We start from the raw sequence: 16365 nt of genomic DNA on the forward strand, positions 1-16365 counted from the left end.
CGCGTTAATTTCGCAATGGCACTGGACTTGCAGTAACGGAAGCATGTTCCGCGACGACATCGTCGTCGGGCTGCCCACCGTGTGCAGGCATGCGCCGGCAAACGCCGGCGCGCCGTACTCGTAACGTGCGTTCTCTGCGGAGTGCCCCGTAAAACCGTCTGCCGATCCGCCGGCCGGCCTGCTCGCGACGCGACTCATATTTTTTGTCTCCGGATTCGGCTTCTCGGCCTGGGCGCCTCTGGTGCCGCTCGCCAAGGAGCGCCTTGCGGTCGATCATCGCGTGCTTGGTCTGCTGCTGCTCTGCCTCGGCATGGGGTCCCTCTTCGCCATGCCTTTGACCGCTTTGTCGGGGGCGCGCTACGGCACCAGGCGCACTATTCTTGTAGGTGGACTTGGCCTTGCGCTGACCCTGCCATGGCTCGCTATCGCCAGTACACCTCTGAAACTCGGGGCGGTGCTGCTTGCCTTTGGCGCTTCACTCGGCTCAATCAATGTAGCCATGAACGTTCAAGCGGCCGAAGTAGAGCGAGCAGCCGGCCGCCCATTGATGTCCACCTTTCACGCACAGTTCAGCATCGGCGAATTGTCGGGCGCTGGCGCCCTGACAGCCTTGCTCTCGCTGCGGATTGACTCGTTTGCTTCGACGCTGGCTTGTTCGGCGCTAATGATAGTTGCGATTTTGTCGGCATGGCCGCGGTTGCTTGCGACACGTCGCACGCCGTCAGAGCCACTGCTTGTCTTGCCTCATCGCAGCGTATTGCTGATAGCGGTGCTTGCGGCCATCACCTTCCTTGTCGAAGGCGCGATGATCGACTGGAGCGCCTTATTTCTCATTGACAGAGGTCTTGTGGCGCAAGAGCATGGCGGGTTCGGTTATATGTTGTTTTCCATCGCGATGACCGCAGGCCGTCTCGCCGGAGATGCCCTCGTGATCAGAATCGGAGACCGCGCCACACTGATGTTCGGACCTGTGCCGATCATGATCGGTTTTGTGGCCCTGCTGGCCGCGCCGGTGGCTGCGATTGCCATGGCGGGTTTGCTGCTTATCGGATTGGGTGCATCGAATATCGTGCCGGTGTTATGCCGCCGTGCTGGCAAGCAGAAGGTGATGCCGGCAGGTTTGGCGATCGCAGCCGTCACGACGGCGGGTTACGCCGGTATCCTCGTCGGTCCAGCTGGCGCCGGGCTCGTTGCACACATGGCTGGGCTGCCTTTTGCTCTCGCGATACTAGGAGCACTCATGTGCATCGTCACGCTGTCGGCCCGGACTGTGACGGCCAACCCTCGCTGATTGTTGGAGAAGGACATGTAGGCCCTCTGCCAAGCGGTTGCGCACGGTTGGCACCCATCACCGCCACTCGGGGGTAGCAACATAGCGAGGACGCTGCGAAAGAGAACGGTTATGGCCAAGAAGCACTGTCGCAGAATGGCCGTTGGTCCAGCGGCCTGAAATACATAGCAAACGCAGTGCTGGTCCGTTCGACATCGATGGGGGCGCCCAGCACGGCAAAAGCGAGATTGATTGATAGTGCCGAGATCTTCCATGCCTTCCAGAGCATATTCGCACGTCTCGGCGCACACGGCCGACGGGATAGATACGTTACCGGGAGCTGCTTACCGGCCCAGCCGCTCGAACCACTTTGCCCGGGATGGGCAAGCTGATTTGACCCACAGCTTCCAAGGGTGACGGTCCCGCAAGGCGGATCTTGCTAAGTTGTCGAGAGATTCACATGTCGAAGATGCTAGTAAAGGCTACCGACTGGTAGCTCGGTCGAAGCCGATCTGTCGCGTGCCATCGGCTGCAGGCAAAATGCGACCCCGATGTACTCGCGCGTGCAGAGACCAGGGCCGAGTTCGAAGCGAGCACTGCCCGGCACACTCATCGCGCAAAGGGGGCTTTAGATCGCGATCGTCGCGATGGAGCCACACCTACAGACTTGTTGAGCGGAGCCGCAGAAGGATGCCGTGCCAAGAGGTTGACGGAACGCTGCTTGTTCGGATAACTGATTTTCGTCGAGGTTCTCCGGAGCGCACTGATCCGGAGCTAAGAGGGAAGCCGGTCGAATGCCGGCGCTGCCCCCGCAACTGTAAGCGGCGAGCCGCTGTCCAATAAAGTCACTGAAACCGCTTGGTTTCGGGAAGGCCGGACAGCAGCGATGACCCGCAAGCCAGGAGACCTGCCCCGACAACATATTCGTCCGCGGGCGGGGTGTCCCGGTGGTGCGCCAAGCAATTGCCGCTTCGGCGGCTTTTCCTGCACGCAATCGCCATGACCTCTGCCCCAAACCAGGGGTTAGAGCTATGTCCGTCCTTTCACTTCCCGTTGCTACACTTGGTACGCCACGCATCGGTCCGCGCCGTGAACTCAAATTCGCGCTCGAAAGCTACTGGACCGGGAAGTCCACCGAAGCGCAGCTGCTTGAAGCGGCAGCTGGACTGCGCACTGCTAACTGGGCGCGGCAGAAATCGCTCGGCGCGACCGTCATTCCGTCGAATGATTTCTCGCTTTACGATCATGTGCTCGACACCAGTGTGATGGTGGGCGCCATTCCGGATGTTTACGCTTGCACCACAGGTCCTGTACCGCTCTACACCTACTTCGCTATGGCGCGCGGTGCGCCGAACGGTGAACTCGATGCGAGTTGCCCTCACTCCAATCCTGCACAGGGCGCGCCTGCGCAGGAGATGACGAAGTGGTTCGACACCAATTACCACTATATGGTCCCTGAATTTCACAAGGGGCAGATCTTCAGGCTTTCTTCTCGAAAGCCGATTGAGGAATATGAGGAGGCAAAGGGGCTTGGTTACCAGACGCGTCCCGTGCTGATTGGCCCAGTGACCTTCCTGAAGCTTGGCAAGAGCGCAGATCCTTCATTCAATCCATTGTCGCTGTTGGATCGACTGCTGCCGGTCTATGTCGACGTTCTTCGTGAGCTGGTCGCGCGCGGCGCAGAATGGGTTCAGCTCGATGAGCCCTGTCTGGTCTTGGACCTCGACGAAATATCCCGCAAAGCCTTGCTTCGTACCTATACCTATTTTGCTAGGGAGATACCTGCTCTTAAAATCATGCTGGCGACCTACTTTGGGACCATCGGCGGTAATCTCGATACGGCCTTGGCTTTGCCGGTTTCCGGGCTCCACGTCGACTTGGTAAGGGGGGCAGACCCGCTGAACGCGATCGTCGCTGGGATTCGCAACGATCTCGTTCTCTCACTGGGGGTCGTCGATGGGCGCAACGTTTGGCGCTCCAACCTTTCAGCGCTGGTCGATCAGCTGGCGCCCACCGTGGCAAAACTCGGCACTGATCGCGTCCAGATCGCCCCCTCATGTTCGCTGCTCCATGTTCCAATCGACCTGGGGCTCGAAACCGATCTCGATTCCGATGTAAAGAGCTGGCTGGCTTTCTCGGTTCAGAAAATTAAGGAACTAGCGACCCTAGGAAGGGCGCTTGCTGGCGATCGTGCCGGCGTGGCCGATGTGCTCGCGGCATCAAAAAACGCGGCACTTGCACGCGAGCAATCGCCCAAGATCCACAATGCGGACGTCGCTGCGCGCATGGCTGCGATCGACCAAACCAAGCGCTACCGTTGCAGTCCTTTCGCAAAGCGCGCCGAGGCCCAGCGCGCGCGGTTTGCCTTGCCGACATTTCCCACGACGACCATTGGATCGTTTCCGCAAACCGCGGAAGTTCGCAATGCCCGCGCTTGCCATGCCAAAGGAGGGTTGAGCAACGCGCAGTACGAGCAGTTTCTCAGAGAGGAAACGGCGCGTGCGGTGCTATGGCAGGAGAATATCGGGCTCGATGTTCTCGTGCATGGTGAGTTCGAGCGCAATGACATGGTGCAGTATTTCGGCGAGCAGCTTTCCGGATTCGCCTTCACCAAGCACGGTTGGGTTCAGTCGTATGGCTCGCGCTACGTCCGTCCACCAATTCTGTTTGGGGATGTCTCGCGGTCGAAGCCGATGACGGTCGAATGGTGGCGATACGCGCAGTCGCTGACCAACAAGCCAATGAAGGCAATGTTGACTGGACCGGTGACGATTCTGAACTGGTCTTTTGTCCGTGACGATATTCGGCGAAGCGATGCCTGCCGCCAGCTTGCGGTTGCGATCCGCGATGAGGTGCTCGACCTTGAGGAGGCGGGAGCGACAATAATCCAGATAGACGAGGCCGCGTTGCGCGAAGGGTTGCCGTTACGCAAATCACAATGGAGGAGTTATCTCGATTGGGCCGTGGATAGCTTTCGCATCTGTTCGTCCGGTGCTGCCGACGAAACTCAGATTCATACGCACATGTGCTATTCCGAATTCAACGATATCATCGATGCGATTGCGGCGATGGACGCAGACGTCATTTCGATCGAGACGTCGCGCTCGAAGATGGAATTGCTCGACGCCTTCAAGAACTACAAATATCCGAACGAAATCGGGCCGGGTGTCTACGATATCCATTCGCCACGCGTTCCCGGCAAGGACGAAATGAAAGATCTCATAACGCTGGCCAGGCAGCGATTGTCCGATTCGCAGCTCTGGATCAATCCAGATTGCGGCCTAAAAACCCGAAGATGGGAGGAGGTGCTTCCCGCCTTGGTCAATATGGTCGCAGCCGCCCGCGAGTTACGAGCAGCCTGCTGATTGCATGAAGATCGTCGGCCCGAACGCCGTCGTCGATGGTGAATGTCGACTCGGACAAATGCACTGCGCTGAAAGGCGGGCGGTCCAATTGCGTGAATATCCCGCTAGTCGGCGGGATATGGCGAAAAGACCGTTCCGGAGTCGATCACACGCCGGTCTGCGAAAGGCCGGCACACCCCAGGACCCGTGGTATTTCGCTTTGCCTGGTCGGATGGGCAACAAATTGCGTGGCGGCGGTACTGAAGCTTCGGCGAAAGCCTGCATCAAGGAGAGCGACAGGCTGCGGGCATAGAGTGGGCGCGTCCTACTCTGTCCTTTCGGTGAGGCGCATCGTCGCCATGATGCCATCGGGCAACCCCGTCTCACGATTTCGCGCGAATGCTCAGAATCAATCGTCAAGCGTTCGCGCTTTCGAATTCGAAAAGCTTGCAGCCTGGTCCGGCTGCCAAATCGGCGTCCCGATCGGGAGTAGAATCGCAACCGACTGATTGCGGCGCTCGATTGCTCTGCTTCATCCCTGCGTGTCCGGCACGAGTGGGCTTACTCTCGCCGTGCGTTACTGTCGTCGAGATACGCTCGATACGCGAGCCTGATGCCGTCCTTGAGCGAGGTGGAGGCGCGCCAGCCGAGCTTGGCCAGGCGGCTGACATCGAGCAGCTTGCGCGGCGTGCCGTCCGGGCGCGACGTGTCGAAGCTGATCTCGCCGCGATAGCCGACCGCAGCCGCGACCACGCGGGCGAACTCGGCAATGCTGATATCCTCGCCGGTGCCGATATTGACCAGTTCGGGAGAGGAATAGGCCTTCATCAGGTGGATGCAGGCGTCAGCGAGATCGTCGACATAGAGGAATTCGCGCCGAGGCGTGCCGGTACCCCACACCACAACGTTGGCCGCCCCCGACAGCTTAGCCTCATGGAAGCGGCGGATCAGCGCCGCGACGACGTGGCTGTACTCGGGGTGATAATTGTCGCCGGGACCGTAGAGGTTGGTCGGCATCACGCTGATGAAATCGGAGCCGTATTGGCTGCGATAGGTCTCCGCCATCTTGATGCCGGCGATCTTGGCAATGGCATAAGGCTCGTTGGTCTGCTCCAGAGGGCCGGTCAGCATCGAATCCTCGCGCAGCGGCTGCGCTGCCAGCCGCGGATAGATGCAGGACGAGCCGAAGAACATCAGCTTCTCGCAACCATTGGCGTGCGCGGCCTGGATCACATTGGTCGAGATCGCCAGATTGTCGTAGAGGAACTCCGCCCGCAGCGTGTTGTTCGCGACAATGCCGCCAACCTTGGCCGCGGCAAGGAACACAACCTGCGGACACTTCGCGGCAAACCAGGCGTTCACTGCGGCCTGGTTGCGGAGGTCAACCTCGCTGCGCGAGGCCGTCAAGAGGTTTGTGCCCTCGCGCGCGAGCCGGCGCATCAGCGCCGAGCCGACCATGCCGCGATGGCCGGCGACGAAGACCGTCTTGCCCTTCAGTTCATACGGAGTGCTTGCCATTGGCGGCGTCCTGTCTGGCTTCTGCGAGATCGCCGGCAACCATTTCCTTCACCAACTGCGCGAAGGACGTCCTCGGCTTCCATCCAAGCTTGGCGCGCGCCTTGCTCGAGTCGCCGATCAAGAGATCGACCTCGGCCGGACGGAAATAGGTCGGGTCGACGCGAACCACGGTCCTGCCCGACGCCTTGTCGACGCCGGTTTCGTCGACGCCCTTGCCGCGCCATTCGATCGCGCGGCCGACCTCGGCGAACGCCAGCTCGACGAATTCGCGCACCGAGCGAGTCTCGCCGGTCGCCAGCACGAAGTCATCGGGATGATCCGCTTGCAGGATCATGTGCATGCCCTCAACATAGTCACGCGCATGGCCCCAGTCGCGCTTGGCCTCGAGGTTGCCGAGATAGATCGTGCTCTCAAGGCCGACCTCGATGCGAGCGACGCCACGCGTGATCTTGCGCGTCACAAAGGTCTCGCCGCGGATCGGGCTCTCGTGGTTGAACAGGATGCCGTTGCTAGCGAACATGCCGTAGGCCTCACGGTAGTTCACCGTGATCCAGTAGCCGTAGAGCTTCGCCACGCCGTAGGGCGAGCGCGGGTAGAATGGCGTGGTTTCCTTCTGCGGCACCTCTTGCACTAGGCCGTAGAGCTCCGAGGTCGAGGCCTGATAGAACCGCGTCTCCTTTTCTATGCCGAGAATCCGGATCGCCTCCAGGAGGCGCAGCACGCCGATGGCGTCGGCGTTGGCGGTGTATTCCGGGCTCTCGAAGCTGACCTGAACGTGGCTCTGGGCGGCGAGATTGTAGATCTCGGTCGGCCGGATCTGCTGCATCAGCCGGATCAGATTGGTGGAATCGGTCATGTCACCATAGTGCATCAGGAACGGCACGTTGCCGGCATGCGGGTCCTGATAGAGGTGGTCGACACGCGCGGTGTTGAACGAGGACGACCGGCGCTTGATCCCATGAACGGTGTAGCCGAGACCGAGCAGGTATTCGGCGAGATATGCGCCATCCTGCCCGGTGACACCGGTGATCAGCGCGACGCGCCGCTTCGAATCCTGAGCTGCCATGTCGTCTCCAGAGCACGGAGCGGAAGTTGAGCTCGGCAACGCCATCTGCGCAGCGGCCTTTCGGAAGAGCCTGGATATGCTGGGTCGCGATCACACGAAGTGGAGGAGAGCAATCGTTCGCCTTGATAATACACGTCAAGTAAAGATGCGCATTATATACATTGATTTATCTTCCACCAGGCAGTGCGGAGGCCGCTCTTTATGCACACCTCCCGCCGAACGTTCAGGTCACGGCCTACTGTCTTCAGTAGAAAAAACAGCTCGGCCTTCGACACCCGAACAGAGCATAGGAGTCTGCGATCCCGAGCGGTCTGCAGGCGCTGGATCCGCACAGCCCGTGTTTTCAGGCGCGAAGCGACGCCCTGAGCGCGGATCAAGCGGTGCAAACGTATGTATAGTTCATCAAACGTTTCGATATCGGAGGTTTACTTCCGTACAGTTGAGCTGCCGATCCCGATCCTTCTAGTCTGGCGTTGGTCCGACTAGCGCCGTTCGCGTTGGTTCGAGTGTCGCGGTCTTCAAGATCAACGCTTGCGCGGTAAACTGATGCTTCGCGGCAGTGCCGTTGCAACAGCGCCGAATGCTTTTCAGATTAAATCAATCCGGCGAAGCAGAACGTCCGCAAGATAGAGAGAAGACGGAAAGCACATTCGAAACAGGATAAGGCAGCGGCAATCTAGATGGCAGGAATCGAAAGTGCGTTTCAACACAAGAGGTGGGCCCTATCAATGCGCATCGTGTCGTTGAGAGAAGCCGTATGGTCGTCGTTCCCTCAGGTGCGCAGCTCCGCCTTTTCAAAAGCTTATCTGTCCGCATTCTGGGCCGGTTAACTGAGGTTATCAGCAGAATGGTGGAGCGCGGCTATTTGGATGTTAACTGGCGTATCCTTCCAGCTGTGGCGCTGCAGAAGGTTCTTATGGTCTCGTACCGGAGAATCAAGCGTGGCTCTCGACCACGACGGGTCGAACCACGATCATGAAGTTTTATCGCCGGACATGCCGTCGGCCGACCCGCCTCGACTGTCGTCGATCTTTAGAAGGAGGTCACTTGCACGACATTGGTCTGCGACGCGATTATGATTGCTATCGTCGCTGTCGGGCGAAGGCTCCGCTGGTGCCGGAGCTGGCCGCCACACCAGAGCGTGGAGACGCGCCTGAATATCCGGTTCATCTCGATGTCGTCACGTCGTCTGCTGCCGCATCGCCGCTTGTATTCAGTGGCGCTCGCCAAAACCGCAATGCGGTTGGGCGAACTGATGATGACAAGAACGAGAATTGACGCGTGCGTACGCGTGCGACGATGCCAAATGAGGCTGCAGCGACGCCCGAGATGATTGCTGGTGACTATCCGTCAGATGAATGTCGTGATGGCTTTCCTATCGGGGTGAATGCCAGGTTCCTTGAAGATGGGTGCATTGATCGGTATGTGCGGAATTGTCGGAATCTTGGGTCGTGGTTCGGTCGTCGAGCGGTTGATCGGCTCACTCAAGCGATTGGAATATCGTGGCTACGACTCGGCGGGTGTCGCGACGCTCGAAGCTCTTCGCATCGAGCGCCGCCGCGCCGAAGGTAAGCTGAACAATCTCGAGAAGGAGCTGCGTCGCAAGCCCTTGTCGGGTCATGCCGGCATTGGTCACACCCGCTGGGCGACTCACGGAAAGCCCACTGAGGGCAACGCCCATCCGCATGCGACGGAGAATGTCGCGGTCGTTCATAATGGAATCATTGAGAACTTTCGCGAGCTGCGCACCGAACTGGAGCAAAGTGGTGCCCAATTCGAGTCCGAGACCGACACCGAGGTGGTCGCGCATCTCGTCGAATCCTATCTGCAGAATGGCTGCTCGCCGCAGGAGGCGGTAAAGGCGTCGCTGCCACGGTTGCGCGGAGCTTTTGCACTGGCCTTCCTATTCAAAGGCCACGACGACCTCCTGATCGGTGCGCGTCAGGGGGCTCCCCTTGCGATTGGGCATGGTAATGGCGAAATGTATCTGGGGTCGGACGCTCTCGCGCTCGCGCCGTTCACCGATACCATCACCTACCTTGAAGACGGCGACTGGACGGTTCTGACCCGCACGATCAGTGTCATCTATGGAGCACGGGGGAATGTCGTCCATCGGGAACCGTCAAAGTGTGGTGCGTCGTCGCTCCTCGTGAACAAGGGGAATTATCCACACTTCATGCTCAAGGAAATCCACGAGCAGCCGGAAGTAGTCGGGCAGACACTGGCCCATTACGTGGACATGACCGCTGGGCGCGTAGCCTTGCCGCTGAAATTGCCATTCGACTTCAATGTCATTGAGCGTATCTTGATCACGGCTTGCGGCACGGCGAGCTATGCTGGGCAGATTGCGAAATGCTGGTTCGAGGGGCTGGCACGCGTCCCGGTCGAGGTCGATGTCGCGTCCGAGTTCCGTTACCGTGAGGCGCCTTTGCGCAAGGGGGACCTCGCGATCGTCATTTCTCAGTCAGGGGAGACCGCCGACACGTTGGCCGCATTGCGCTACGCCAAGGGCCAGGGGCTGCACACGATCTCCGTCGTCAACGTGGCAACGTCGACGATTGCACGCGAGAGCGAATCGGTGCTGCCGACGCTGGCGGGGCCGGAAATCGGCGTCGCCTCGACAAAGGCCTTCACCTGCCAGTTGATGGTGATGGCCGCGCTTGCGGTCGCGGCGGGTAAAGAGCGTGGAGAATTATCCGAGATCGATGAATGCAAGCTCGTGCGTGAGCTGATCGAAGTGCCCCGGCTGATTGCCGCGGCGCTGGCGGTCGAACCGCAGATCGAGAAACTGGCGCGTGATATCGCCGGGTCAAGTGACGTGCTCTATCTCGGTCGTGGCACATCGGTTCCCCTGGCGCTGGAGGGCGCCCTCAAGCTGAAGGAAATCTCCTATCTCCACTCAGAGGGATATGCCGCCGGAGAGCTCAAGCATGGTCCGATTGCATTGATCGACGAGACGGTGCCGGTCGTGGTGATAGCGCCTTACGACCGGGTCTTCGGTAAAACCGTCTCGAACATGCAAGAAGTCGCTGCTCGTGGCGGCAAGATCATCCTGATAACCGATACGAAGGGCGCCTCGGAAGCGGCGCTCGACACGTTCGTGACCATCGTGCTGCCGGACATGGCCGCAACCTTTACGCCGATGGTATATGCCATCGCGGTGCAACTTTTGGCCTATCACACCGCCGCCGTCATCGGCTCGGACGTCGATCAGCCGCGTAACCTCGCAAAATCGGTGACCGTCGAATAGGCGGCAACGGAGCGATCGCCCGCGAGGCTCCTGGCCGTCTCGCGATCCGGTGATGTTTGGTTGCGTCTGTTCCGTGAATGCGAGAACCGACCACATCGTCAGTCTCGCTCCTATCCAAATTGGTTGTCGTTGGCGAGGATCGGGCCATGTGGTTAGGCCGATCCCGATCACTCCGCCTGTGCGAGCTCGTGCAGCACTCCGCTCGCCAGCTCGAGGAGACAGGCCAGCCCTAGACGTTATCAAGCGCCGGGCGGCGGTCTGGGGAAGGAGGCCGATTGATCGCATCAATCGTGCGACTATTCCGCTCCAATTGCTGGTGTCTGGCATCATCGGCCGCGATCACGCTCGTGGCGGAAGCTGGTCCGCTCGGAAACAAGCACGCGCCGTTATTGGCGATTGGAAATATGTGTGACCACGCCGGCCCTGGAAGGCGATCTCGAAAATCCACGTCAGCTTTTGGTAAGCCTGGATACCTATCAGCCTCTGCGGGCCTAGTCGGCCTTAAGCCAATGCTGAAATGTCCAGGAGTACGTATCGTCATGTATAATCGAATCGGTGGCTCATCCAACGGCCAATGGTCGCGTTCGGCCGAAGACGACGAGCACGCTTATGGAGATAGGTTCGCGGATACGTTCGCCGAACTGCGTTTAGGCGCCTCGGATTCGAACGGTTACTCATCGTCGTCGTCAGCGCGGCCGTACTCCGTCGTTTCCAGGCCGCCCGTGGTCGAGATGACCAAGGCGGCGTTCAGGCAGGAGGCGCAGGCCTTTCACGGCCCGGAAATCTGGCATATCGCCAACAATCCCCAAGAGTACTCACACTTCATATCCGATAAAGCAAGGCGAACCGCGGAGGTCGCCGAGGAATATGGAACCACTCGCGATTCGGATCAGGCGCGATACTTCAGCTACCACCTTGGAAGTAAGAGTGTCGGGCTTCTAAGAATGGAGGGCGGAGACAGCATGACCGAGTTCGACGTCGAACGGTGGCAGGAACTGTTTCCGGGACGCACTCGAACGACCTCCACCGTAGATCTTCAGGTCGTCCACCCGCTTGTCGAGAATGCCGGCGATATTCTGCTCGAGTATCAACTTGGTCTCGACGGTAAACGGCCGTTGCTCAATCTGCGCCCGGCGAATGATGAAGCAAGAGCTCGTGCAGAAAAGTTGGGCTTCGTTGAGGTTGATGATGACAACATGGTGCTCGATCCAACGAAGTCAGAGAAGTGGACGCTCAGTCATGGTAAGTGGCAGCGAACAGGCACGTCTGCGCGATATCTTTCCAAAACCGACGAGGGTGAGGGCAGAAATGCAAAACCTGCGGCAAGCTCATCAGAATATTCCGATGAAGACGATTTCATGTGATCATCGAACATTCTGAAGATGTCCCGCGGAAGGAGAATAATCGGCCGCGCCGGGGTTCTCGTGCGCCGACCCGACGCGTTTGGCGTCTCACGATTGAGAAGAGCTTCCACGATCTGGGCTAGACTGCTGCCCGGAATGTTCGACAAAGCTTAGCTTCATCGTTGCAGCGTCGATCGCGCGAGTTGGATGTCGTGGTTTCGCGCAGTAAAATTGCTCGCATCGGCAACAACTACACGTGACGACGTGCGCCCGGCTGCCGAAAGGGACCGGGCGCTTTTTTCCCGTGCGATGACTGCGGCCCAAAGAGCCCGGGCGAGGCCGCGGTGCGATGGAAAAGAACGGCAACAATATCGCGTGACGCTGGCGCGAATGAAACGGTTGGCGTCGCCACCCGTTCTGTTTACGAGCTGCATACACAACAGCAGGGCAAATGGACCGTCGACGTCGGCACTATTGCCGACCGCAACACTCACCCTTCCGATGGCTCATTCGCGCGCAGGTTCGCGCGAGAGGTGCTCCTAGATCGTTCATCCGCTCAGGTGCCTGGCCCACCGCGGTGTCCCTCTAAAGCGATTTCGAGGTGCTTGATCAACGTCTGCCCGGCGAATGGCTTGGCCAGGAAACAAGCCGCTCCGGCACTCTGCGCGGCGGCGCGAACGCGGTCATTGGGAAACGCCGTGATGAAAATGAACGGCGCGTTGTAACCGCGGGCGCGTGTGGCCGCGAGCATATCCAGGCCGCTCATAGTCGACATCTGTACGTCCGTGATCACGCAGGACATTTCGTGCAACTGCATCGACTGCAGGAACTCTTCGGCCGACGCGAACGTCAGGACGATATAGCCGCGCGATTTCAGAAGATTCTCTATCGCAACACGGACCGAGGCGTCGTCGTCAACGACGGAAATCAAAGGCGTGGACAAGACGAGCCCTCCTGACCCGCAAAAGCGCTTTCCGAAGCATTAGCCTCCCTGAGCGGAAAGTGGGCTTGGGGCACGTGATTGTAAAATCATACTTAGGTTTGTTCGGGCCGATTGTCATGGATACCCAGCGTCTCAGTCATTCTGATCAGATCGGCCAACGACCGAGCGCCCATCTTCTTCATCACGTGTCCCCGATAGATCTTGACGGTAATCTCGGCGAGGCCGAGCTCCGCAGCTACTTGTTTGTTCATCAGGCCGGCCGTCACCAGTTTCAACACGTCCTGCTCGCGCGGGCTCAAAGTCTCAAACAACGACTGGAGGCCCGCGATTGTCTTCGCGGCTTCCCGTCTCTTGCGATCGCGTTCGATTGCCGCAAGCACCGCATCAAGGAGCTCCTGATCGCGAAATGGTTTGGTAAGAAAATCGACCGCGCCACCTTTCATGGCTCTCACGCTCATGGGAATATCGCCATGGCCTGTGATGAAAATGATCGGGATGTGAAGGCTCGACTTGGCCAACTCGGCCTGGAACTCAAGTCCGCTTAATCCCGGCAGCCGGACATCAAGAACCAGACAGCTTACGACATCTGGAACGTTGCTCTGCAGCATTTCGCGAGCCGATCCAAAAGCAACGACCTCCAGGCCCACCGACTGAAAAAGGTTGGTGAGCGATCGACGCATTGAGGCGTCATCCTCGACAACGAAGACGATCGCGCTTGTTGCTCCCTCGGCTTCCCTGCCTTGGCGCGGCGAGTCAGAGCGTTCGGTCACGACACGACCTCCTTATGGAACGGCAGGGTGAATTGGAAAGTCGCGCCCGGGGCCGCCTTGCGGACAATCGACAGACGCCCCCCGTGAACCTCAACGATTGAACGGCAGATCGAAAGGCCCATTCCAAGCCCGCTCGATTTGGTGGTGAAGAAAGGATCCAAGACATGATCCGCGTGATCATCGGCGATTCCGACGCCGCAATCAGTCACCGCAATCTGCACGGATCCGCTATCGTCTTTGCATGACTGAATCACCAGTTCGCGCGGCCGGTCCTCAACCGTTTGCATGGCCTCGATTCCGTTCATCACCAGGTTGATGATCACCTGCTGCAGTTGAACCCGGTCGCCGAGGACCGCTGGAAGCGCAGGCGCCAACTCGGTTCGTAGTCTCACGTGGTGGGTCAACAGTTCACGCGTCACGAGCGCGATGGCGTCGTTGATGACCTCATTGAGACCGAGAGGCACCATCTCGATCTCGCCTTTCTTCGCAAGTGCGCGGATGCGGCGGATGACCTCGCTTGCTCGAATTGCATCTTCGATAATCCACTCAACAGACCTACGCGCAGCGGAAAGATCGGGAGTTTCGCGACCCATCCAACCGAGACACGCGTCGGCATTGCTGATAATGGCGGCAAGTGGCTGATTGATTTCGTGGGCAATGGAGGTCGTCAATTCCCCCAGCGTCGTCACGCGCGTCACGTGCGCAAGCTCGGCCTGAGCCTTCCGCAGCTCTTGCTCCGCTTGATCTGCGCGAATCGTCGCGGTGATGTCGGTGCTGACGCCACGGTAGCCGAGAAAGTTGCCGTCCACGTCAAAGAAAGGCTTGCCGCTGGTCCGAACGTAGATTGGAGCCCCCATCCGGTTGACGGTGCGATAGACCAGATCGCGAAACGGCAGATGCGCATCCAGCGTTGCTCGATGCTCTCGCCATTTTTCGGGTTCTGCGTCGACGTCGCACGCAATGTCCCAGCGGAGCTGGCCGATGAGGCCGGTCGCCAAGATTCCTGCGGCGCTGGTGTGCTCCGAGAGGTGTGTGACCAAGTGATCCGGGCCGGTCTCCCAGAGCCAGTCCGAAGCAGTTTCGGCGTAGTCGCGAAAGCGTTGCTCGCTTTCTCGCAGCGCAGCGAGTGTGTTTTCCAACCGTTCCCTGGCCGCGTACTGCTCGGTGACGTCCATATGGGTTCCGATGAGCTCGCGCGAAGAGCCGTCGCCCCCGACCATAGCATGCGCGACGGAATGTATGCGCCTAGTTGTGCCATCGGGAAGCAGGACTCGGAAATCATACTCGAAGTTCTCACCCTTGCCTTCGACAACCTGACGCTGCACCTCCTGAAGCGGCGGCACGTCATCTGGATGGATCCGCGAGAGGATCGCATCTCTCGACGCAGCCTCTTCCGGATCGAAGCCAAAGAGACGATCGACTTCGGCGGAGCGATAGGCAAAATCGCGACGGTAGACATCCCAGGTCCAACTGCCCGTATGGCTGAGACGCTGGGCTTCGGCCAGATTGGCTTCGCTACGGCGCAACTGTTGCTCCGCCTGCTTTGTCGCCGTAACGTCCGTCGCTGCCCCCACAAATTCGATGTCCCCAGATGCGGTCGTGATGGCTCGCGCGCGCGCGTGGATGTGCTTTATTGAACCGTCCGCCATCACGATTCGGTATTCATGCTCGAAATCCTCTTGGTCTCGCATCGCGCGATCAATGATCTCTTGGACAGAAGCCTTATCGTCCGGATGGGTCCGCTCGACGACCAGGCCCGGATTTGGTTCAGTGGCCGGATCGAGTCCGAAAATTCGAAAAGTCTCTCTTGACCAAAAGACCTCGCCGGTGGCGACATTCCAACCGAAACTGCCGGTGCGGCTCAATTCCTGAGCCTGGGCCAGATGCGCTTCGCTTCGCTGCAGGGCAAGTTCCGTGCGCTTTCTCTCGGTGATATCTTCGCAGGCAATGAGGACGATCGGCTTGTCATCGGCCCATACCATGGCTTTGGCGTTTTCACGCACCCACAGGACCGAGCCGTCCTTCCTAATTTTCTGAACGTCCCAAGTGTGCGATTGGCCGACCTGTTCAAGGCACTTGGCGATGCAGTCGCGCACGAACGCACGGTCATCCTGAAGAAAAACCTGCAGGACGGACTGGCCGATCAGTTCCGCGCGCGCGTAGCCGAGCTGCGTCGCGCCGAAGGTATTGACGTTTAGGACCATGCCGGCGTCATCGACCATGAAGTACATGACTGGGTTGTGCTCAAAGATTTCGCGCCACTGCTTTTGGCGGTCGCGCAAATCGGCTGCCTCCCGCTTGAGCCTGGCCGTTGCCTTAAGCGTATCTTCCCGTTCCAGGCGGAGCCGTCCGATGACGTACGTTGCAACAATCGACGTAATCAGGAACGCGACAACCACCTGAAGATATTGCGGATCGTCGATCCGAAGATTGAAACTTGGCGGCATAAAGAAATAGACCAATGCCGCGATCGAAATCATGGACAGCCCAATTGGTGCAATGAAGCTGTCCATCGGAGAAAACGCCACGATCACCGCCAGATAGGCAAACGCGGTCGCGGCGAAGTGGGGGCGAAAGTAGAACGAAGCGAGCGTTACCACCGCCAAGGCTAGGCTCCCGGAAACAAGCCGCCAGGCTGGATGCTTGAGCTTGGTGAATTGATTACGCATGCCTGTCAACTGTCCGGCCTTAATCGATGCCGGAAGAGATTAACATTTTGGGCAAAAATGGGGCAATTCATTTCGACCGAGAGCGCGCCTGAGCGGCTCCACGATCGGTTATCGATTGTGAGAATCAGCACGACCAGCAGGGAAGCGCATTACAAACGTTCGTATAGTTCCGCCAAATGTTTGAATATCGAA

Annotated in this window: 10 protein-coding genes and 1 riboswitch; of the genes, 5 read left to right on the forward strand and 5 right to left on the reverse strand. The window is 59.0% G+C overall.

Going from position 1 to position 16365, the window contains the following annotated elements:
- The first annotated feature begins 178 nt into the window (after nt 1-178).
- Together P6U25_RS08440 and metE are read left to right on the forward strand one after the other, a co-directional pair.
- Complete coding sequence (locus P6U25_RS08440; protein ID WP_407152465.1) at nt 179-1291, forward strand: MFS transporter; 1113 nt, start codon at nt 179-181, stop codon at nt 1289-1291.
- Between the two features lie 708 nt (nt 1292-1999).
- Nucleotides 2000-2200: riboswitch (cobalamin riboswitch) on the forward strand.
- A gap of 101 nt (nt 2201-2301) precedes the next feature.
- Nucleotides 2302-4635: a 5-methyltetrahydropteroyltriglutamate--homocysteine S-methyltransferase gene (gene metE / locus P6U25_RS08445; protein WP_280973518.1), complete on the forward strand. Its 2334-nt coding sequence runs from the start codon at nt 2302-2304 to the stop codon at nt 4633-4635.
- 540 nt (nt 4636-5175) lie between these two features.
- Here metE and P6U25_RS08450 read toward each other — a convergent pair.
- Together P6U25_RS08450 and gmd are read right to left on the reverse strand one after the other, a co-directional pair.
- A complete protein-coding gene (locus tag P6U25_RS08450; protein WP_407151032.1) occupies nt 5176-6132 on the reverse strand; it encodes a GDP-L-fucose synthase family protein in 957 nt (318 codons plus the stop codon).
- A complete protein-coding gene (gene gmd, locus P6U25_RS08455) occupies nt 6113-7198 on the reverse strand; it encodes a GDP-mannose 4,6-dehydratase (RefSeq protein ID WP_280980820.1) in 1086 nt (361 codons plus the stop codon). The genes P6U25_RS08450 and gmd overlap by 20 nt, the downstream gene beginning before the upstream one ends.
- A 1047-nt stretch (nt 7199-8245) precedes the next feature.
- Here gmd and P6U25_RS08460 point away from each other — a divergent pair.
- The 3 genes from P6U25_RS08460 (at nt 8246) to P6U25_RS08470 (ending at nt 11812) form a co-directional block, all read left to right on the forward strand.
- Nucleotides 8246-8476, forward strand: a complete 231-nt coding sequence (locus P6U25_RS08460; RefSeq protein WP_280985643.1) for a hypothetical protein — start codon at nt 8246-8248, stop codon at nt 8474-8476.
- Between the two features lie 145 nt (nt 8477-8621).
- Nucleotides 8622-10448: a glutamine--fructose-6-phosphate transaminase (isomerizing) gene (gene glmS, locus P6U25_RS08465; RefSeq protein ID WP_280978243.1), complete on the forward strand. Its 1827-nt coding sequence runs from the start codon at nt 8622-8624 to the stop codon at nt 10446-10448.
- A 539-nt stretch (nt 10449-10987) separates the two neighbouring features.
- Nucleotides 10988-11812 carry an Effector protein NopP gene (locus tag P6U25_RS08470; protein ID WP_280973514.1) on the forward strand — a complete coding sequence of 275 codons (825 nt, stop codon included), beginning with the start codon at nt 10988-10990 and terminating at the stop codon, nt 11810-11812.
- A 535-nt stretch (nt 11813-12347) separates the two neighbouring features.
- Here the strand turns inward: P6U25_RS08470 and P6U25_RS08475 are convergent.
- The 3 genes from P6U25_RS08475 to P6U25_RS08485 all read right to left on the reverse strand — a co-directional run bounded on the left by P6U25_RS08475 (nt 12348) and on the right by P6U25_RS08485 (nt 16173).
- Nucleotides 12348-12734, reverse strand: a complete 387-nt coding sequence (locus tag P6U25_RS08475) for a response regulator transcription factor (RefSeq protein WP_280973513.1) — start codon at nt 12732-12734, stop codon at nt 12348-12350.
- A 92-nt stretch (nt 12735-12826) separates the two neighbouring features.
- Nucleotides 12827-13504 carry a response regulator transcription factor gene (locus P6U25_RS08480; RefSeq protein ID WP_280980817.1) on the reverse strand — a complete coding sequence of 226 codons (678 nt, stop codon included), beginning with the start codon at nt 13502-13504 and terminating at the stop codon, nt 12827-12829.
- Nucleotides 13501-16173, reverse strand: a complete 2673-nt coding sequence (locus P6U25_RS08485; protein WP_407151033.1) for a PAS domain S-box protein — start codon at nt 16171-16173, stop codon at nt 13501-13503. The genes P6U25_RS08480 and P6U25_RS08485 overlap by 4 nt, the downstream gene beginning before the upstream one ends.
- Between the last annotated feature and the right edge of the window lie 192 nt (nt 16174-16365).

Source organism: Bradyrhizobium sp. ORS 86 (assembly GCF_045571475.1).
Lineage (GTDB): Bacteria > Pseudomonadota > Alphaproteobacteria > Rhizobiales > Xanthobacteraceae > Bradyrhizobium.

Bases quoted from the DNA above. Each gene is read 5' to 3' on its own strand.
- metE (WP_280973518.1), top strand. From the start codon at position 2,302: ATGTCCGTCCTTTCACTTCCCGTTGCTACACTTGGTACGCCACGCATC.
- P6U25_RS08450 (WP_407151032.1), bottom strand. From the start codon at position 6,132: ATGGCAAGCACTCCGTATGAACTGAAGGGCAAGACGGTCTTCGTCGCC.
- gmd (WP_280980820.1), bottom strand. From the start codon at position 7,198: ATGGCAGCTCAGGATTCGAAGCGGCGCGTCGCGCTGATCACCGGTGTC.
- glmS (WP_280978243.1), top strand. From the start codon at position 8,622: ATGTGCGGAATTGTCGGAATCTTGGGTCGTGGTTCGGTCGTCGAGCGG.
- P6U25_RS08470 (WP_280973514.1), top strand. From the start codon at position 10,988: ATGTATAATCGAATCGGTGGCTCATCCAACGGCCAATGGTCGCGTTCG.
- P6U25_RS08485 (WP_407151033.1), bottom strand. From the start codon at position 16,173: ATGCGTAATCAATTCACCAAGCTCAAGCATCCAGCCTGGCGGCTTGTT.